We start from the raw sequence: 18,701 nt of genomic DNA on the forward strand, positions 1-18,701 counted from the left end.
TGCTCGTCGGCGCCTGCCCGCGCGCCGAAGATCCCGTTCGGTCAGACGATCGTCCGACGGACCGATCAGCCGAGGACGAGCGGGAGTTTCGCCGTCAGCTCGCCCAGCTCGGCCCTCTCCGCGTCGGTCGGGGTGCGCCGTCCGGTGCCGATCAGCAGCGCGTCCTTGTCGGAGAGCGACGAAGGAAACGCCGTACTGGCGATCCTCTCCAGCAGCCCGCGTGACCGGGCGAGCCCTTCGGCAGGCGGCTCCGCCGCGTCCTGGAGGTGCGCGATCAGGTCGAGGTGGTGCAGTGTCCATTCCAGGACGTACGCGGATAGGTAGTCGCCCACGGTGAGCACCTCGTCGCGGGTGCCGACCCGGACCGTGGGATCCGCGAGTCCGGCGGCACGGCCGGCGGCCGAACCGACGTCGTCCAAGTGGAACTTGAGCAGGCGCGGCTCTTCGTACGCCGCGGCCAGGCGGACGGTGAGTGCGTCGAGCGGGTCGTCGCCGGTCGGGGCTTCGACGAGGTCCCAGTAGGTCACCGCGTCCCGAGTCGGTTCCGTCTCGACGGGGGTGACGAGGGTGATCAGGACGTCCTGGGCGTCGATGATCAGGTGGCACACCAGGTCCCGGACGAGCCAGCCGGTGCAGCCGGACGGCCGCGCGAAGTCCTCGTCCGGGAGTGCGGCCACCGCTGTGCGCAACGCTGTCCAAGACCGTGAGAAGAGATCCACGGACGCAAAGTAGCAGCGCCCGGCCTCTGCGGCGACCGATCCGGCCCGCCCGCGAACGCTGACAGCGCAGCATCGGTGCCGCCGCAATCAACCCTGGACGGCACACCACGGGGAATCGGACCAACTGCTCCAACTACCCTTGTTCGGCAAAGCCGTTCAGGGGCACGCCTCCCCGGCCCCAGGGACTGGGCTGGACGTCAAACACCTCGACGCGGCCGACCTAGTGAACAGAGAACCCGCCGTCGACGAAGATCGCCTGCCCTGTGACGTAGGCGGAAGCGCGGCTTGCCAGGAACACCGCTGCGCCTGCGAAGTCCTCGGCCAGACCGTTGCGTCCGACCATCGTGCGTGCAGCCAGCGCCGCGACCTTCTCCGGGTCGGACGACAGCCGCGCGTTGAGCGGCGTCATCACGAAACCCGGCACGAGCGTGTTGCAGGTGACGCCATGCGGCGACCATGCCTCGGCCTGTGAACGAGCCAGCGACTCCAACGCGCCTTTGGACACTCCGTAGGCCCCGCTCTGGACGAATGCCCGATGTGCCTGCTGAGAGGTGATGTGGATGATCCGGCCGAAGCCCCGCTCGGCCATGCCGGGTCCGAACCGCCGGCCCAGCAGATAGGGAGCCTCCAGGTTCACCGCCATCGTGGTGTCCCACACCTCCTCGCCCAGCTCGCCCATCGGCGGCCGCAGGTTGACCCCCGCACAGTTGACGAGAATGTCGGGCTCCCCGAACGCCTCGGCCGCCTTCTCGGCCGCTGCACGCACGCCGTCACGGGTCCCCAGGTCGCCGCTCACCCAAGCCGCCCGGCAGCCGTCCGCCGACAGTTCATCGACCGTGGCAACCAGCCCCTCCTCCTTGCGCGCCACCACCACAACACTCGCTCCCGCCTGCGCGAGGGCCCCGGCGATGGCCCGGCCGATGCCGGAAGTACCACCTGTCACCACGGCAACCCGGCCGTCAAGCGAGAACAGTTCAGAGAGGTAGGTCTGTGATGTCGAGGTCATACCCGCACCTTAGATGGGCCGCCCACAGCGACAGCGCCCAGGGCCGAACGCAACGTGGGAGGCCAACTGGGTACTCAACAGGGCTGGGGCCGCCCAAGGCGCGTGATGATGACCCGACCCGGACTTGCCGCAGCGGCAAGCGCGATCTGTCGCAGCGGAGGCTGAGCGTTTGGGGTGCAGTGGAGGGTTGCTCTGCGTGTGCTGGAAACCGGCGGGAACGTCGTGTTCTAGTCCGAGGGCGCGGACATGGCCGGCGGGTCTGATTGGCGAGCCGAAGCACGATAGGTGTCACGTCGGCATGCTTGTTGTCACCGAAGCATGAGCGGGGTTCGAGAGGGAGACGGGCGGAGTGCTGGCGGCGGCCTCGGTAGCTGTTGCCCTGTCCGTCGCCATGGGTGGGGACTATGATCGCCGGCAAGGCGGGGTCGTAGCACAGAGGTAGTGCGCCGCGACATCATCTCGGAGGACGTCGGTTCGAATCCGACCGCCCCGCCCCTTCCGGAACGCCACCGCTGGTGCTCGAATCTGTGGTCGGTGACAAGTAACACGCCGGTTCAGTGACAACTGCCATGCCTTGTCACCTGGAGCCGCAGGTCGGCGGCCGCCGGTAGTGACAACCATCGGGCGTCGGCTCAATTGTTGTGCTGGAGCGGGTAGTTGGAACCTCAGCCGGAATGTTGTCACCAAGATCGCCGGCTGGGACCTAGAGTGACCGGGATGCGTGCCAACCCCGTGATATTGCGTCCGGTCGTCGAGGACGATCTGCCGATGCTCGACCGGTTTCTGACAGATCCGGAGTCGACCGGGCCGTTCCAATGGCAGGGCTGGTCGGATCCGGGGCGCTGGCGGCGCCGTTGGGCGCTGGATGGTCTGCTCGGCGATGACGGTGGCCAGCTGATGGTGGCGGCCGGAGCCGACCGGCTCGGCTTCGTGGCCTGGCGGAAGGACGTGACCTCGCGGAACTCGTATTGCTGGAACATCGGTGCCCAACTGCTGCCGGAGGTCCGGGGCCGGGGCGTCGGCACGACGGCCCAGCGGCTGCTGGTGCGGTATCTGTTCGCGCACACACCAGTGGTCAGGATCGAGGCGGACACCGAGGTGGAGAACATCGCCGAGCAGCGCGCGTTGGAGAAGTCCGGCTTCACCCGGGAGGGTGTGCTGCGCAGCATCGTGTTCCGGGACGGGCAGTGGCGGGACGTCGTGCGCTACAGCGTGCTGCGCGACGACAAGGCCTGGGACGGGACCGTGTCGCAGTCCGGCGCCGGAGGCGGGCATCCGGCCTGACCCAGGACCAGCTCAGCCCTCTACGACCGGGGCTGCGAGCCGGCATCTGCCACACAAGCTCGCGAACGTCCGGCGAGACGTGCTCGATCGTCCATCGGACCTCCTCGTCACCGACCCTGGCGCCGAGGTGCGGCTGCGGCGGCGTCAGTCCAGGCAGAACTCGTTGCCCTCGGGGTCGGTCATCACGATCAAGCCGGCATTCAGCGGGGGAGCGGGCTCCTGGCGGTGTACCCGCGTCGCGCCCAGCGCGACGAGCCGGTCGCACTCGACCTCCAGCGCCGCCATCCGCTCCTCGCCCGCCAGGCCAGGAGCCGCACGGACGTCGAGGTGGACGCGGTTCTTCGCGGCCTTGTCCTCCGGCACCTGCTGGAAGAACAGCCGTGGGCCGTCCCCGTCCGGGTCCTCGATAGCCGATCGAGTGTTGCGCTGTTCTTCCGGTACGCCGATCCGCGCGAGGAAGTCGTCCCACGCGGCCAACGGGTCGGCACCTTCGGGGAGGTCCGCTCCGGGCGGGCCGGGGTGGACATAGCCCAGGACGTCACGCCAGAAGGACGACAGCGCCCGCGGGTCATGGGCGTCGAAGGTGACCTGGATTTGGCGGCTCATCGGGTTACTCCGTTCGTAGTTCGTAGTTCGTAGTTCGTAGCGGGTTTCGTGTGTCGGTGGACAGAGGTCGCGCGGCAGGCAGACCGGTTTGGACAAGGCCGGATGGTGGATCAGCTCGCCGTGGATGTGCGGCACCGGATCGGCCGTGGGCATCTCGGGGGAGGGCTTCTTCTCACCGGTCGGGACCCGGAGCCCGGCGGCGCCGACCGAGTCGCCAGGCGATCGTGGTGAGGGTCGCGGGAGCGGCCCGGAAGGCGCAGTCCGTCGTGACGTCCCCGGCACCGATCTGCACGGGCGCCGTCGAGTTGCCGCGCGGCGGCACGCTCCGGGCGTTCGGCACCGACGACCGGAATTACTCGTCGTCGGTGGGGCCTCGGAGCCGGGTGAGGAGCCGAAGTTTCCAGCCGGTCATCCACTGCTCGCGCAGCGTCCGAGGCCGGTTCCGGTCGATTGCGTCTGCGTCCATGGAGCCACCGTGACATGCCAGGCGGACAGGATCGGTCCGCTATCTCTGGCAGGGTGGGCGGCATGGACGTGGCAGGCGGTAACGAGCGGGGTACGACGGAGCGGGTGCTCACCCTGCTCGGGCTGCTGCAGCAGCGCCAGGTCTGGACCGGCCCCGAACTCGCCGATCAGCTCGGGGTCACGCCGCGCACGGTACGGCGTGATGTCGAGAGGCTGCGCGCCCTCGGCTATCCGGTGTATGCCAGCCAGGGTGTCGGGGGCGGTTACCGGCTCGGCCCGGGGCGGGACCTGCCGCCGCTGCTGCTCGACGACCAGGAGGCGATCGCCACCGCGGTCTCGTTGCTCGCCGGCGCGGGTGGCGCGGTGGCCGGCGCCGGCGCCGGCGCCGGTGACGCCGCGCTCCGGGCGCTGACCAAGCTCGACCAGGTGCTGCCCACCCGGCTTCGGCACGAGGTGCGCGCGCTCTCCGGCTCGGTGGAGTTCTTCGACCAAGGCCGCACGCCGGTCGACCCCGAGGTGCTCATGACGCTGGCCAGAGCCTGCCGCGACGAGGTCGAGGCCGGCTTCGACTACCCTCCCTCGGACTTCGTACGGGAGGTGCCCCCGGGGAGTGACGTGCGACGGCGGCGGGTTGAGCCATACCGCCTGGTCGCCTCCGACCGGCGCTGGTACCTCCTCGCCTACGACCTCGACCGTGACGACTGGCGCAGCTTCCGCGTCGACCGGATGACCGACGCGTCCGTCCGGACCTGGCGCTTCCGCCCGCGCGCGGCGCCCGACGCGGCAACGTACGTACAGGAGGGTGTGGCGAGCCGGGTCTATCCGCACCGGGCACGCTTCCTCGTGCACGCGTCGGCCGACACGGTGCGCGCGCAGATTCCGGCGGCGGCGGCCGTCGTACGACGGCGCGGGAGCGAGCACTGCGAGGTGCTCAGTGGCGGCGCCAGTCTCGACGCCGTGCTCATGCACGTACTCCTGCTGGGACACGACTTCGAGATACTCGACCCTCCGGAGCTCGGGAGGCGCTGCCACGAGCTGGCGCGGAAGCTGCGGTCGGCCGGTGCGGCGATCACACCGGGGCCCGACACGGAGGAGTCATGAGCCGAAACCACGCAGGCGTCGAGGAGGGCCTCCGCCGCCGATGGTCTCAACGACGAGATCAGCGCGACCGGTGCTCAGCGGCCGCCCGTCAGCCGCCGCCCGTCAAGGTTGGCGTGTGACGCGCACCTGCACGGTCAGCGTGCCTCTGTTGTCCTGGGAGCACGCCCCGGCGGCATCGTTGATTCCCAGTTGCAGGGGGCCGTTCCCGGTCGCCCGGAAAGTCAGCTTCTGCCCGACGGTGCGGACGGGGGTGTCCTGGTCACCCGCGAGGCGCGCCAGCAGGGTCCCGAACGGCTCCGCGGGGTTGATCTTGCAACTCTTCGCCCCGTCCAGCGACTTGTCGATGTTCGCGTCGTAACCGGTCGGCCCGGTCATCGGCTTGTTTCGGTGGTCGACCGTCCACTCTCCCGAAACGAACCGCACGGTGACCTGGTCTCCCTGCTTCACGGGCACTGCGGTGACCGAGTGCCAGCCGTTCGCCGACCGGACGACGGCCTGATGGGTGGTCGGCGTCTCCGGGTCGCCCTTGAGCGGCAGCGTCCCGGTGAGGAAGAGGCCACCCACGACACCCGCCGCCAGCACTGCCGTACCGGCCAGCGCCCACACCAGCCGCTTCGGACCTCCTGGGCGGGACGACGGCCGGGGCGCGGGCTTGAGTGACGTGGTGTGCAGGGCCGTCGGCACGGTCTCTCCGGCCGGGACGAGCCGCTCCTGGCCACGGGTCACCGTGTCGGCGTCGGCCAACGGAGAGGAAGGCCGGGACACGCGTACCGTCGCCGCCGGCAGCGGTTCGGCGTCCGTCTCCCCCGTCACGACGCGCTGCAGCGCAGAACGGGCGACGGCCCCCGAAGGGCGCTCGTCCGGGGACTTGCGCAGCAGCGCCTCGACGACCGGGCGCAGCGGGCCGAGCCGCTCCGCCAGGACGGGTTCCTCGTACGCCACCGCGTGCAGCGTTGCCGGCCGCGCCGGCCGGCGGAACGGGGACTGCCCGCCGCAGACCGTGGCGAGGGTCGCGCCCAGTGACCACAGGTCGGAGGCCGGGCCGACCTCCGACCCCATCACCCGCTCGGGGGCCATGTACTCGAGGGAGCCGACCAGTTCGCCGGTGGTCGTCAGGAACTCGCCGTCGTCCAGGGCTGCGATGCCGAAGTCGGTGAGGACGGCGTTGCCGTCGCGGCGCAGCAGGACGTTGGCGGGTTTGACGTCGCGGTGCAGGGTGCCGGCCGCGTGCACGGCCTGCAGCGCGTCGAGCAGTTGCAGACCCAGGGCGGCGGTGTGCTGTGGTGTGAGGGGACCGGTCTCGGTGATCCGGTGGGCCAGGGAAGGGCCCTCGACGAGTTCCATGACGATCCACAGCCGGTCCTCGGACTCGGCCAGGTCGTGGACGCCGACCACGTGGGGGTGCGGCACGCGGGCGACCGCGCGAGCCTCACGGATCGCGCGGCGCATCCGTATGCGGTGTTCCTCGTCCCCGTGGGTGAGGATGTGCAGTTCCTTGGCGGCGACCGGGCGGTCCAGCAGTTGGTCGTGGGCGCGCCAGACCGTGCCCATGCCGCCTCTGCCGAGGACGTTGTGGAGTAGATACCGATTGGCGATCAGCCGCCCTGAGCCGCGTTCCGAAGGCGTCGCCCCCTGGTGATCGCCATCTCTCGATATCACGCGCTCGCTCACGTTTCCTTCCCGGTGGACCGGGCGCCCGACGGTTGTCGTTCGGCCGGTCGTCGTTCGTTCGAACGGGGCCGAGCATAGCGGAGCACATCGTGGCCGCATGCCGTCAACTACCGTATGGAGTCGAGCCTTTGATGGTTCGTGCCCTCCGGGGGTGCTGAGGCGTTCGAGACGCTGTGGGTCGCGGTTGCGGGGTCGAGTCGGTCGGCGTCCGTCGCTTCAGGCGCGTGCTCGGAGGACCTTCCTCAGGTGTCCGGGCCGGTGTCAACGATGTCATCGCCGAAGGCGGCGGCAAGCGCCTTCGCGATCAGGTCGGGCAGCTCGGTCCGTCCGTCGTCCTCGGCCCAGCGCACCAATGCCGTGTGCATGGCGGCCAGACAGGCCCCGGCCGCGGCCTGGGCGCGGAACGTTGTGTCGGGATCGGCGGGATCGCCCCCGAGGGCGTCGACGATCGCCTGTTGAAGGGCGTAGTGGTTGTCCAGGTGCTTGGCCCGCAAAGCCGGCGTGGAGATCATGAGCCGGAGGCGGGCAAGCAGGAACCGCTCGTTCGCCGTCAGGTCGTCTCCGCGGCCGCCACTGGTCAACGTCGTGGCCGAGTCGATGAGTGCGCTGCCGATACGGCCGACCAGGGACTGCCCGGCGGGCGACGCGACGATGCGCTCGGCGACGAGCCGACCGTGCTGGTCGACGAGCACGAGGTCTTCCTTCGTGGGGAAGTGCCGGTACACGGTCATGGGCGACACGCCCGAGGCTTCGGCGACGTCGGTCACGGTCGTCGCGTCGTATCCGCGCTCGGTGAACAGCCGTACCGCGTGCGCCTGAATGGTGCGCCGCGTCTCGGCTCGTCGTTGCGCTCGCAAGGTTGAGTGCTGGTCGGGCATGTGGTAGACCCTACCGGAGTGGTAGTAACTACCAGATTGGTAGTGCCTAACACCATGGGGTGGTGGACATGAGTGATCTGACCGGCAGGACGGCTCTCGTGACCGGAGCGTCGCGCGGCATCGGGCAGGCGATAGCGGTCCGCGCGGCGGCGAAAGGGGCCGTGGTCATCGTGCATTTCGGCACGGACGAGGACGGTGCGAGGGCCACGGTCGACAAGATCGAGCGTGCCGGTGGCACCGCGCTCGCCGTCGGGGCGGAGCTGGGTGTGGATGACGACGTCGAAACGCTCTTCGCGGGAGTCGAGGCCGGTCTGGCCGGGCGGCCACTCGACATCCTCGTCAACAACGCGGCGGCCGCGCCCGCCGGCCCGCTCGGAGCCACGACGCGGACGGAGTTCGACCACCTCTTCGCCGTGAACGTGCGAGCGCCGTACTTCATCATCCAGCGAGCACTGCCCTTGCTCCGCGACGGGGGCCGCATCATCACGATCTCATCCGTGGCGACCCGGATGGCCAACCCCACCCAGACGTCCTTCGCCATGACGAAGGGCGCGGTCGAGACGATGAGCATGACCTTGGCCAACGAACTCGGCGTCCGGGGAATCACGGTGAACGCGGTTGCTCCCGGCGCCACTCGGACGGCGACCAACGGATCGTTCTTCGACGCGCCCGGCCTGACCGACCTCATCGCCGGATCGACGGCGCTCAACCGGCTAGGCGGACCCGACGACGTCGCCGACGTGGTCGCGTTCCTAGCCTCCGACGCGGCGCGCTGGATCACCGGGCAGGTCATCGACGCGAGTGGTGGCCTGTTCCTGGGACCGCGGGCCTGACCACAGGGAAGCTTCGCCGGTGAGCCGGCGGACCATGAGCCATCCGATCACTGCGCTTTACCACGCTCGATCCTCCGTCCAGGGGAACGCTTGGTTCAAGGCGTGCTCGAGATGTGGCTGCGAGCGGGTGGCTGGCCATCACCGGGGCGGCGTACCGTAAATCGCATGGAACAGCGCATCACACTGATCACGCTGGGAGTTTCCGATCTCGCTCGTGCCAAGGCTTTTTACGAGGCCCTGGGCTGGCGGGGACAAGAAGTCCAGGAGACCGTCTTCTTCCAGGCGGGCGGCCTGGGACTGGTCCTGTGGGGCCGTGACAAACTCGCCGAGGACTGCGGCCTGAAGCCCGGTGCGGCGGCCGGGTTCGGCGGGATCGCCCTGGCGCACAATGTCAGGTCCGAGGCGGAGGTCGATGCTCTGCTCGCGGCAGTGGAGCGGGCCGGTGGGACCGTCACCAAGCCGGCGGCCGTCAACGCCGTCGGCTTCTACTCCAGTGCCTTCGTCGACCCGGACGGCCACGCCTGGGAGGTCGCGCACAACCCCGGATTCCCCCTTGCCGAGGACGGCTCAGTCACCCTTCCCGACTTCGGCAGTCTCTAGCCGCTCTCCAGCGTCCTCGTTTCAGTTGGGACTGGTTGAGCCGGGCCGTTGCGGTGGGCCGTGAGAATTCACTGGTCGAGGCCGCGGCCCGTACGGGATGCTGCACGCGTGATTGAGCGTGAAGCCGCAGTTGAGGCTGTCGAAGGACAGCTGGAGCGCGACTATCAGAAGTGGCGGGCTGCGGGTGTGGACGCGCTGCGCATGGTTGTGGTCCATGTCGAGGAGCACGAGTTGGTGTGGATCGTCCCCTGGCAGTCCGAGGAGTTCGTCCGTACTGGGAACTCGAAGTTCATGCTGGCCGGCAATGGGCCGTACCTGGTCGACCGTGTTGATGGAGGACTGCACCAGATCGGCGTCGTCTCCGCGGTGACCGGCGAGTGGGAGGCCGACTACCGAGCCCGGATACGTGGGCTGCCGGTACGCACCGCGGTAGACGATCTGCATGATGCGATACGCGGAGTCGCCGCCACACGCGGACGCATGCATGGTGTGCGGACCCTGCGCCAGAGGCTGCCGGTACTGTCGCCCGCGAAGGCCATCGAGTACGTGTGCGCATTGCTGGACGGTGATGCCCCGGAGCGCTTCGTGGCCGTCGCCACCAAGGAACTCGTGGAGCCTCTCAACCCGGTATTCGCTGTGAAGACCATTCGACAGGGTGCGTCCCGCCGAACCCACTGACTGTGGGCCGTGGACCCGAGCCGGGCGCCTTGACTGTCGCTTCGCCGGCTGGCGATGCGATCGGTCCGGTTGCGCTCGACGAAGTTCGCCCAGGGCGTCGCGTTGTCGATGCCGGTCCTGCGCGTTGGACGCCATGACCCATGCCAATGCCCCACTGAGGCCGGCCGGGCGATGGAGGCTGAAACGGTGCCGGACACGCTTCACCGCCCTCGTTGCCGCGGACACCGTTGGCACGACGGTCAGGGGAGTGGCCGAAAGTGTCTCTTCAGTGCCCAGGCGCTGATCTGTCGGCCGATGGTGCTACCGACCCGGTCGGCGGTTCTGGTGTGGATGCCGCCCCAGACGCGGGCGTTGACGACGTCACGGTCGTACTCGTGGGCGTACCGGTAGTGCCGGGGCGCCGAGCTGCCCCTGGAGGTGACGTGGAGGTCGACGCGGGAGGTGCCGAAGAGCTCGGTCAGAGTGCGCATCAGCGCACCGCCCATGGTGGCGTGGCCGCTGAGGTAGTCGGGGTGCGCGGGAGTGGTGAGCAGCGGTTCCCAGTGCCGGTCGGCCCGGGTCATGGGGTTGCGGTCGGTGTGCGCCAGCCGGATGGCGGTGACGGGTCGCCAGGTCGCGTAGTGGAGTTTGGCGTCCCAGGCGGCGATGACGGCGTCCGCCTGGGTGGTGTTCGCCGCGGCGTACAGACGCGCGGTATCGGCGGTGTCCAGGCCGTGCCGGGCGGCACGGTCGCCCAGGGCCTCCTGCAGATCGACGGTGGCGAAGAACCGCGCGATGTCGGTCTGTTCGGGTGTCCTGAGCGAGCTGGTCCGCCCGCCGTAGGCCTTGAGCTCGTTGAGGTCCTTCGCGTAGCGCGTGGAGGTGAGTGCGGGCGGTTGGCCGGGCCGGAACTGGTCAGGGGAGTCCAGCAGCATCGGCCGGACCTTGGCGACCCAGGCGGTGGCGAACGGTTCGTGTCCGGGAGGGGTCGGCCTCCAGACGCCGGGGCGTGGCCGCACGGGAAAGCCCACCGACGCGCCCAGGCCGTCGCCGTGGCGCAGACGGATGATGTGCGCGGCGGCGCGCTTGCCGAACGCCACCCCGTCGTCCTCGGGCCTGCCGTCGGGGATCCTGGCCAGGGAATGCGCGAGGGCGGCGTCCAGCCGAAGGCCCGCCCGCGGGAAGTAGTGGCTCAGCAGATGGTGCGCCGCCGATGCGGCCGCAGCCTCGGAAGAGGCCGTCCGGGGAGCCCGCGCCCGCCATTTGTACGGGGTGTAGCGGCCCTCGATTCCGACCACCGCGTTGTAGACGGCAGTCGAGACGTGGGCGTCCCAGATCAGCGCCTCGGGCGGGGTGGGCCGGGCCTCCGCGGAGATCGTGGACGCCGCCGTACGCATCCACTCGATCACGACCGACGGTCCGGCGGGCGAATTCGGCTTCGCCCCCGTTGCCCGGCCCGTCCGTTCCGCCTCGGCGGCGGCGTGCGGACTTGCCGGCGCAAGCATGAGCAAGCCGCAGGTCAGGCCCGCGATCACCGTTCGTGTCCCGAACCCGGTTCGCCGATTCCGCACGTGGACTCCTCCCAGCCGATGCCGCGTCGGAGAGGAGCATGACGGCCAGGGACGTCCGGCGGCGCGGGTTCGGCGGCAGGTTGACCCGTCCGAGCGACGGCTGCCACACGTACGGCCTGCCCGGGCTGGACTGGACTGGACCGCCCAGTGAGGCCCACGTCATGGTCGTGTGCTCTTCAGTCGGGTGCCCGCACGCCCCTAGTGTTGCCGCCGGACGTTGTGGCCGGACCGCCCGCCGCATGCCTCACGAGTGCGAGGGCCGGACTCCGCGTGGCAGGGCAGGGGCGTCGCCGACACGATGGTGTAGGTCACCGGCAGGCTGAAGGGATCGGACATGTTCCGCAAGGTGCTGGTCGCCAACCGGGGTGAGATCGCCATTCGCGCGTTCCGTGCCGGCTATGAGCTGGGTGCGCGAACGGTCGCGGTCTTTCCCCACGAGGACCGCAACTCGCTGCACCGCATGAAAGCCGACGAGGCCTACGAGATCGGCGAGCCGGGTCACCCGGTGCGGGCCTACCTGTCCGTGGAGGAAATCGTCCGGGCGGCCCGCCTGGCCGGCGCGGACGCGGTCTATCCCGGCTACGGCTTCCTGTCGGAGAACCCCGACCTCGCACGCGCGTGCGAGGAGGCGGGCATCACGTTCGTCGGCCCCGGCGCCCAGGTACTGGAACTGACCGGGAACAAGGCGCGTGCCGTGGCCGCCGCCCGCGCGGCCGGTGTGCCGGTGCTCGGCTCCTCCGAGCCCTCCAGCGACGTGGACGAACTGGTCCGCGCCGCCGAGGACATCGGGTTCCCCCTGTTCGTCAAGGCCGTGGCCGGCGGCGGTGGGCGCGGTATGCGCCGGGTGGACAACCCGGCGATGCTGCGCGAGTCCATCGACGCGGCGGCGCGCGAGGCCGCGTCCGCGTTCGGGGACCCCACCGTCTTCCTCGAGAAGGCCGTGATCGAACCCCGGCACATCGAGGTGCAGATCCTCGCCGACGGGCAGGGCAACGTCATCCACCTCTTCGAACGCGACTGCTCGCTGCAGCGCCGCCACCAGAAGGTGATCGAGCTGGCGCCCGCGCCGAACCTCGACCCGGACCTGAGGGAGCGGATGTGCGCCGACGCGGTGCGGTTCGCCGAGCAGATCGGCTACCGCAACGCGGGGACCGTGGAGTTCCTGCTCGACCGGGACGGCAACCACGTCTTCATCGAGATGAACCCGCGCATCCAGGTCGAGCACACGGTGACCGAGGAGGTCACCGACGTCGACCTCGTACAGGCGCAGCTGCGGATCGCCGCGGGGGAGACGCTGGCCGACCTCGGGCTCTCGCAGGAGTCCGTGGTGCTGCGCGGCGCCGCCCTGCAGTGCCGGATCACCACCGAGGACCCCGCGAACGGCTTCCGCCCGGACACCGGCAGGATCAGCGCCTACCGCTCACCGGGCGGCTCGGGCATCCGCCTCGACGGCGGTACCACCCACGCCGGTACGGAGATCAGCGCGCACTTCGACTCGATGCTGGTCAAACTGACCTGCCGGGGCCGGGACTTCACGACCGCGGTCGGCCGCGCCCGGCGCGCCGTGGCCGAGTTCCGTATCCGTGGCGTTGCCACGAACATCCCGTTCCTGCAGGCCGTGCTGGACGACCCGGCGTTCCAGGCCGGGCAGGTCACCACGTCGTTCATCGAACAACGGCCCCATCTGCTCACCGCACGCCACTCCGCCGACCGTGGCACCAAACTGCTCACCTACCTGGCCGACGTCACGGTGAACCGGCCGCACGGTGAGCGGCCCGAGCTGATCGACCCCACCACCAAACTGCCGCGGATCAGCTCCACCGAGCCGCCCGCGGGCTCGAAGCAGCAGCTCACCGCACTCGGCCCGGAGGGCTTCGCACGCCGGCTGCGCGAGTCGCCGACGATCGGTGTCACCGACACCACGTTCCGGGACGCCCATCAGTCGCTGCTCGCCACCCGGGTGCGTACCAAGGACCTGCTCGCCGTCGCCCCCGTGGTGGCGCGGACGTTGCCGCAACTGCTGTCCCTGGAGTGCTGGGGCGGCGCCACGTACGACGTCGCGCTGCGTTTTCTCGCCGAGGACCCATGGGAGCGGCTGGCCGCGCTGCGCGAGGCCGTGCCGAACATCTGCCTGCAGATGCTGCTGCGGGGCCGCAACACCGTGGGCTACACGCCCTATCCGACCGAGGTGACCGACGCGTTCGTACAGGAGGCCGCGGCCACCGGCATCGACATCTTCCGGATCTTCGACGCGCTGAACGACGTGGGGCAGATGCGGCCCGCCATCGACGCCGTACGCGAGACCGGAACGGCAGTCGCCGAGGTCGCCCTGTGCTACACGGCCGACCTCTCCGACCCCGCCGAGCGCCTGTACACCCTGGACTACTACCTCCGGCTGGCCGAGCAGATCGTGGACGCGGGCGCCCACGTCCTGGCCGTCAAGGACATGGCCGGGCTGCTGCGCGCCCCGGCCGCCGCGACGCTCGTATCCGCGCTGCGCCGTGAGTTCGACCTGCCGGTGCATCTGCACACCCACGACACCGCCGGCGGACAGCTCGCCACCTACCTCGCGGCGATCCAGGCGGGCGCGGACGCGGTGGACGGCGCGGTGGCGTCCATGGCGGGTACCACTTCGCAGCCGTCGCTGTCGGCGATCGTGGCCGCCACCGACCACTCCGAGCGTCCCACGGAGCTGGACCTGCTGGCCGTCGGGGACCTGGAACCGTACTGGGAGAGCGTCCGCAAGATCTACGCGCCCTTCGAGGCGGGTCTCGCCTCGCCGACCGGGCGCGTCTACCACCACGAGATCCCCGGCGGACAGCTCTCCAACCTGCGGTCCCAGGCGATCGCGCTGGGTCTCGGCGACCGCTTCGAGGACATCGAGGCGATGTACGCGGCCGCCGACAGGATGCTCGGCCGCCTGGTCAAGGTCACCCCGTCGTCGAAGGTGGTCGGCGACCTCGCCCTGCATCTGGTCGGCGCGGGCGTGCCGCCCGACGACTTCGAGGCGGCGCCGAACTCGTACGACATCCCGGACTCCGTCGTCGGCTTCCTGCGCGGGGAACTGGGCACCCCGCCGGGCGGCTGGCCCGAGCCCTTCCGCAGCAAGGCACTTCAGGGCCGCGCCGACCCCAAGCCCGCGCAGGAACTCACCGCGGAGGACCGCACCGGCCTGGACAAGGACCGGCGCGGGACGCTCAACCGGCTGCTGTTTCCCGGCCCGACGCGCGACTACGAGACACACCGTCAGAACTTCGGCGACACCAGCGTGCTGGACAGCAAGGACTTCTTCTACGGGCTGCGCCCCGGGAAGGAGTACGCCGTCGACCTCGAACCCGGCGTCCGGCTCCTCATCGAACTGGAGGCCATCGGCGAGGCCGACGAACGCGGTATGCGTACCGTGATGTCCGCCCTGAACGGCCAGCTGCGGCCGATCCAGGTACGCGACACCGCGGCGGCCTCCGACGTACCGGTCACCGAGAAGGCCGACCGGTCCAACGCCGGGCATGTCGCCGCGCCCTTCGCCGGAGTCGTGACCCTCTCGGTCGCCGAGGGCGACGACGTCGAGGCCGGTGTCACGGTGGCCACCATCGAGGCGATGAAGATGGAGGCCGCGATCACCGCCCCGAAGTCGGGGAAGGTGTCCCGACTGGCCATCAACCGGATTCAGCAGGTGGAGGGCGGCGATCTCCTCGTCGAGATCGGCTGAGCCGGTCCCTGCCGGGCCTGTGGGGTGACGAGGGATCGCTCCTGCCTCCTGCGAGCCGGACCTCGCAGGAGGCAGGAGCGGGGCGGGTCAGCAGGTGGAGTTGGTCATGGTCCGGTTGTTGCCGCTGCGGGCGAACGGGTTGGCCGCAGTCGAACGTGAAGGTTTTACCGACAGTAATCACCCGTTTCGTCCGCGGATTTGCCTGGTCGGCCTTTTGGATCAATCGAAACATTCGACTATTTGATGCTGCGCCGTGGTTGATGACTCAACAAGGCGTGTGGCAAGGTCATTTCCTGCTGTCGGGCGTGCTGCGTCGTTCCGCGTGCCCGGTTTCCCCCAGTATTCGAGCGGAGTCCGCGTGGCCATACCTCGCGCCGTGGCGAGGACGAACAGTGTCCCCGCTGACCTCAGGCCCATCGCTGCGCCGAGCGGCATGACCGCGGCAACATCCGGCGGAGCCGGTGCAGTTCCGCTCATTCGGTGCGATCGATGACGGAAGCTCACTGAATTCCGCTGTCCGCCTCTGCGTGCACAACTCCGGCAATTCATCGACGAATCAGGCAAGTATCAGGCAGAGAGCCATCGCCCGAGCCTGCGGGCCGTCGGACCGCCCCTTCCCTTTTTGTTTCACCGCTGACTGAAAGCACCCCCTACTCCGTGACCATCTCCCTCCACGAGGGCCGCCCGGCCGGTCGGCACGCCGCCATTCCGCCAGGCAGCCTGCTCCGCCGGGTCTACGCACCGCGGGTCTTCGACGCACTCGCCTTCTCCATGTGCACGTACGCCATGCCACTCCTGGTGCTGGCCACGACCAACTCCGCGTCCCTGACCGGCCTGGCCTTCGCGCTGGAGTGGATTCCGCGGGTGGCGGCCTTCGGCCTGGCCGGTGACCTGGTGGACCGGCGCGGGGCCGCGATCGTGTTCTTCTTCGCCTCCATGGCGCGGGCGCTGCTGGTGGTGGCCGGGGCCGCCGCGCTGATCGTGCTGCCGCGAGGGACGGCCGAAACGGTCACCGTGATGGCGCTGGCCGCCGGAACGGGAGCACTGACACAGTTCAGCTTCATCGCGAACGAGGCCGTGGGCGCGATCGTCAGCCGCCGCACGCAGACCCAGGCGCACAAGGTCCAGGCCGTTCTGATCGGTATCGACCAGACGGCCACCCTGATCGGACCCGTGCTGGGAGGTGTGCTGCTGCTGGGCGGGCCGACCCGAATGCTCGCGGTCCTGAGCGCGCTGTCCTTCTTCGCGGCCCTCCTCGCCCTGCAAACCCCGCCGACCCCACTGCGTTCCTCGCCGCGCGACGGCGCAAAGCCGGAGGCCGGGCTCAAGTCGGGCTGGCACACGCTGCGTTCGCTCCCCACCCTGAGCGGGCTTGTGGCCGGGCTGGCCGTCTCCAACCTCGCACTCGGACTGCTCCAGGCCGCCAGCCCGATCATCGTGGTCGAACGCTTCGGGCTGTCCACCGCGGCCGTCGGCACCCTCTGGTCGGCGGCCGCGGCATCCACCCTCCTCGCGATCGCGGTGTGCAGGTTCGCGCTCAACCGGCTCGGGCTGTGGGGAGTCGGCGTGGTCTGTTCCACCCTTGCGGCCGCGGCCTGTCTCGCACTCGCCCATGCGCCCAGCTACCTCACCTTCGTCCTGCTCATGGCGCTCTTCATGGCCGGCGACGGCGGACTGACCGTCGTCCTGCGCACCCTGCGCTCACTCCTCATACCGCCGGCCCTCTTCGGCAACACGCTGTCCGTGACCATCCTGCTTCTGCTGCTGCCGTTCCCGGTCGCGGGGATCGTGGTCGCCCTCACGCCGTCGGCGGCGCTCGGTCACGCCATCGCGGTGTGCGCCGCGTTGCAGGCGGTTGCCCTCGGCTTCGCCTTCCTGCGGCTGCGTACCGATCCGGTCCTGCGCGCTCCCGGCAACCCCGCCCAGGCAACGGGCTGATGGCGAAGCCGCCCCTCTGGGGCAGGAGCGAGGTACGCACACGGTGGGGGATTCAAGGGTCGTGAAGCGTCTCCATCCTGTCCACGGCGACAAGTCCCGCCCCCCTCCGGCCGGTTGGGCTACCGTGCGGTAGGGTTCCTCACCGTTTCGTAGTCACCGACGGATCATGCGCCGGTACGGGGAGTGGCGGAGGGCGGCAAGACGATGAACACCCACCTGGGCGACGGCGGATTCGCGGATCTGGACGGCACGCGGTTGGAGGCGATGACCTGCGAACCGCTGCTGACCCGGGACTACGAGACGCGGCCCTCACTCGTCTACGAGCGGCTGAGGCAGCGGCACGGCCCGGTCGCGCCGGTCGACCTGCTCGGGGTGCCGGCCTGGCTGGTACTGGGTTACCGCGAGGCGCTCGAGGTACTGCAGGACGACGACCGGTGGCCCAAGGGGCTGGAGAACTGGCGGGCCCGCTCCGAGGGCGAAGTACCGGCGGACTGGCCACTGGGGCCGTCCCTGGAGGTCAACCACATCCTGATCCAGGGCGGTTCGGGGCATGGGCCGTTACGCAAGGCGTGGGAGGTGGCCCTCAAGCCGTTCCAGGACCCCCGCCACCCCCAGGCGAAGCGGCTGAAGGCCGCCGTCACCGCCTACGCCGACGACCTGATCACCCTCGTGGGAGAGGGCGGCGGCACGGGCGTCGCGGACCTGTCCGCGCAGTTCTCCCGGCCGCTGCCGCTGATGGTGGCCAGCCATCTGCTCGGCTTCCCCGGCTCGCAGGGTGACGACGCCCTCATGGACATGTGGCGGGTGCTCGACGCGGGTCCGGACGCGGAACCCGCCCTGGAACGGCTGCTGGTGACACTGGCGGACCTGGCGCGGTCGAAGATGGAGAAGCCGGGCGACGACTTCCCCTCGTACCTGGTGGCCGCGCACCCGAACCTCTCGCTCGACCAGCTGGCCCGTGAGCTGTTCATGCTGCTCGGCATGACCTCCGACCACGTCGGCATCCTGATCTCCAACACCGTGGTCGAGGTCATCTCGGGCGAGGACGGCGTACGTTCCAGCCTGTCCGCGGGCATGCTCAGGGAGACCATGAACCGGGTGGTCATGCGCAAGCCGCCGCTGGTGAACTTCGTGCCGCGGTTCGCGGCCGAGGACACCGAGCTCGGGAGCTACACGATCCGTGCCGGCGACCCGGTATGGGTCTCCTCCGCCGCCGCGCACGCGGACCCCGTCTTCGCCGACCACGTGGCGTCCAACTCCACGATCAGCACCCGGGCGCACCTGTCCTGGGGGGCGGGGCGCCGCCAGTGCCCGGACCCGGCACGCGAGCTCGCCTCGACGGTCGCGGCAGTGGGCGTGGGCCGGCTGTTCGAACGGTTCTCCCACCTGGACCTGGCGCTGCCGGCCGACCAACTGCCGTGGCGCTCTTCCCCGTTCATGCGCGGACTGCGCTCGCTGCCCGTACGGTACGAACTCTCGCCCGTGCCCGAACCGCCGACGGCGCACGCTCCTGGACCGCAGACCCCCGGGCCGGTGGTGCCGGACCAGTCCGTCCGTCAGCGCTCATCGCTGTGGCGTTACCTGACGGGCCTGATCCGCTCCGGCCGCTGACCCCCGCAAGCGGTGGACGGGGCAACCGGATGCCGGCAGGACCGGTTGTCCC

15 protein-coding genes are annotated in these 18,701 nt (G+C 70.0%); 8 read left to right on the forward strand and 7 right to left on the reverse strand.

Annotated elements, in window-relative coordinates; genetic code table 11:
* Nucleotides 1-65 precede the first annotated feature (65 nt).
* Both AB0I18_RS27540 and AB0I18_RS27545 read right to left on the reverse strand, forming a co-directional pair.
* Nucleotides 66-719 (reverse strand): maleylpyruvate isomerase N-terminal domain-containing protein, encoded by a 654-nt coding sequence (locus tag AB0I18_RS27540; RefSeq protein ID WP_363108265.1) that lies wholly within the window; start codon nt 717-719, stop codon nt 66-68.
* Nucleotides 720-939: 220 nt separating this feature from the next.
* Nucleotides 940-1,725 carry an SDR family oxidoreductase gene (locus AB0I18_RS27545; RefSeq protein WP_363108266.1) on the reverse strand — a complete coding sequence of 262 codons (786 nt, stop codon included), beginning with the start codon at nt 1,723-1,725 and terminating at the stop codon, nt 940-942.
* Between the two features lie 717 nt (nt 1,726-2,442).
* Between AB0I18_RS27545 and AB0I18_RS27550 the strand changes: the two genes are divergently transcribed.
* A complete protein-coding gene (locus AB0I18_RS27550; protein ID WP_363108267.1) occupies nt 2,443-3,009 on the forward strand; it encodes a GNAT family protein in 567 nt (188 codons plus the stop codon).
* A 144-nt stretch (nt 3,010-3,153) separates the two neighbouring features.
* Here AB0I18_RS27550 and AB0I18_RS27555 read toward each other — a convergent pair whose 3' ends face one another.
* On the reverse strand, nt 3,154-3,615 hold the full coding sequence (locus tag AB0I18_RS27555; protein WP_363108268.1) for a VOC family protein: 462 nt from the start codon (nt 3,613-3,615) through the stop codon (nt 3,154-3,156).
* Nucleotides 3,616-3,787: 172 nt separating this feature from the next.
* Entirely contained in the window at nt 3,788-3,955 is a 168-nt protein-coding gene (locus AB0I18_RS27560; protein WP_363108269.1) for a hypothetical protein, read from the reverse strand.
* 188 nt (nt 3,956-4,143) lie between these two features.
* Here AB0I18_RS27560 and AB0I18_RS27565 point away from each other — a divergent pair, with 188 nt between their 5' ends.
* Nucleotides 4,144-5,181, forward strand: a complete 1,038-nt coding sequence (locus AB0I18_RS27565) for a YafY family protein (protein WP_363108270.1) — start codon at nt 4,144-4,146, stop codon at nt 5,179-5,181.
* A gap of 102 nt (nt 5,182-5,283) precedes the next feature.
* On the opposite strand, the gene AB0I18_RS27570 is transcribed toward AB0I18_RS27565, so the two are convergent.
* Nucleotides 5,284-6,852, reverse strand: a complete 1,569-nt coding sequence (locus tag AB0I18_RS27570) for a serine/threonine-protein kinase (protein WP_363108271.1) — start codon at nt 6,850-6,852, stop codon at nt 5,284-5,286.
* A gap of 242 nt (nt 6,853-7,094) precedes the next feature.
* Nucleotides 7,095-7,730: a helix-turn-helix domain-containing protein gene (locus AB0I18_RS27575; protein WP_363108272.1), complete on the reverse strand. Its 636-nt coding sequence runs from the start codon at nt 7,728-7,730 to the stop codon at nt 7,095-7,097.
* Between the two features lie 68 nt (nt 7,731-7,798).
* On the opposite strand from AB0I18_RS27575, the gene AB0I18_RS27580 reads away from it, so the two are divergent.
* The 3 genes from AB0I18_RS27580 to AB0I18_RS27590 all read left to right on the forward strand — a co-directional run bounded on the left by AB0I18_RS27580 (nt 7,799) and on the right by AB0I18_RS27590 (nt 9,841).
* Nucleotides 7,799-8,563 carry an SDR family oxidoreductase gene (locus tag AB0I18_RS27580; protein WP_363108273.1) on the forward strand — a complete coding sequence of 255 codons (765 nt, stop codon included), beginning with the start codon at nt 7,799-7,801 and terminating at the stop codon, nt 8,561-8,563.
* Nucleotides 8,564-8,728: 165 nt separating this feature from the next.
* Nucleotides 8,729-9,163 carry a VOC family protein gene (locus AB0I18_RS27585; protein ID WP_363108274.1) on the forward strand — a complete coding sequence of 145 codons (435 nt, stop codon included), beginning with the start codon at nt 8,729-8,731 and terminating at the stop codon, nt 9,161-9,163.
* A 108-nt stretch (nt 9,164-9,271) separates the two neighbouring features.
* A complete protein-coding gene (locus AB0I18_RS27590; protein ID WP_363108275.1) occupies nt 9,272-9,841 on the forward strand; it encodes a YrhB domain-containing protein in 570 nt (189 codons plus the stop codon).
* A 239-nt stretch (nt 9,842-10,080) separates the two neighbouring features.
* Here the strand turns inward: AB0I18_RS27590 and AB0I18_RS27595 are convergent, their stop codons facing one another.
* The gene (locus AB0I18_RS27595; RefSeq protein ID WP_363108276.1) at nt 10,081-11,391 is read right to left on the reverse strand and encodes a vanadium-dependent haloperoxidase; all 1,311 of its coding nucleotides are present in this window, start codon (nt 11,389-11,391) and stop codon (nt 10,081-10,083) included.
* A 334-nt stretch (nt 11,392-11,725) separates the two neighbouring features.
* Between AB0I18_RS27595 and AB0I18_RS27600 the strand changes: the two genes are divergently transcribed.
* From AB0I18_RS27600 to AB0I18_RS27610, 3 genes are all read left to right on the forward strand, one after another.
* The gene (locus tag AB0I18_RS27600; RefSeq protein ID WP_363108277.1) at nt 11,726-15,100 is read left to right on the forward strand and encodes a pyruvate carboxylase; all 3,375 of its coding nucleotides are present in this window, start codon (nt 11,726-11,728) and stop codon (nt 15,098-15,100) included.
* Nucleotides 15,101-15,757: 657 nt separating this feature from the next.
* Entirely contained in the window at nt 15,758-17,038 is a 1,281-nt protein-coding gene (locus AB0I18_RS27605) for an MFS transporter (protein ID WP_363108278.1), read from the forward strand.
* Between the two features lie 204 nt (nt 17,039-17,242).
* The gene (locus tag AB0I18_RS27610; protein ID WP_363108279.1) at nt 17,243-18,649 is read left to right on the forward strand and encodes a cytochrome; all 1,407 of its coding nucleotides are present in this window, start codon (nt 17,243-17,245) and stop codon (nt 18,647-18,649) included.
* Nucleotides 18,650-18,701 lie beyond the last annotated feature (52 nt).

The organism is Streptomyces sp. NPDC050704 (genome assembly GCF_040654355.1).
In the GTDB taxonomy this organism is placed as follows: Bacteria; Actinomycetota; Actinomycetes; order Streptomycetales; family Streptomycetaceae; genus Streptomyces.

What these genes read in the sequence shown, in the direction of transcription:
- AB0I18_RS27610 (WP_363108279.1), top strand. Translation starts at nt 17,243, where the DNA reads ATGAACACCCACCTGGGCGACGGCGGATTCGCGGATCTGGACGGCACG.
- AB0I18_RS27600 (WP_363108277.1), top strand. Translation starts at nt 11,726, where the DNA reads ATGTTCCGCAAGGTGCTGGTCGCCAACCGGGGTGAGATCGCCATTCGC.
- AB0I18_RS27565 (WP_363108270.1), top strand. Translation starts at nt 4,144, where the DNA reads ATGGACGTGGCAGGCGGTAACGAGCGGGGTACGACGGAGCGGGTGCTC.
- AB0I18_RS27555 (WP_363108268.1), bottom strand. Translation starts at nt 3,615, where the DNA reads ATGAGCCGCCAAATCCAGGTCACCTTCGACGCCCATGACCCGCGGGCG.
- AB0I18_RS27550 (WP_363108267.1), top strand. Translation starts at nt 2,443, where the DNA reads ATGCGTGCCAACCCCGTGATATTGCGTCCGGTCGTCGAGGACGATCTG.
- AB0I18_RS27580 (WP_363108273.1), top strand. Translation starts at nt 7,799, where the DNA reads ATGAGTGATCTGACCGGCAGGACGGCTCTCGTGACCGGAGCGTCGCGC.
- AB0I18_RS27585 (WP_363108274.1), top strand. Translation starts at nt 8,729, where the DNA reads ATGGAACAGCGCATCACACTGATCACGCTGGGAGTTTCCGATCTCGCT.
- AB0I18_RS27575 (WP_363108272.1), bottom strand. Translation starts at nt 7,730, where the DNA reads ATGCCCGACCAGCACTCAACCTTGCGAGCGCAACGACGAGCCGAGACG.
- AB0I18_RS27545 (WP_363108266.1), bottom strand. Translation starts at nt 1,725, where the DNA reads ATGACCTCGACATCACAGACCTACCTCTCTGAACTGTTCTCGCTTGAC.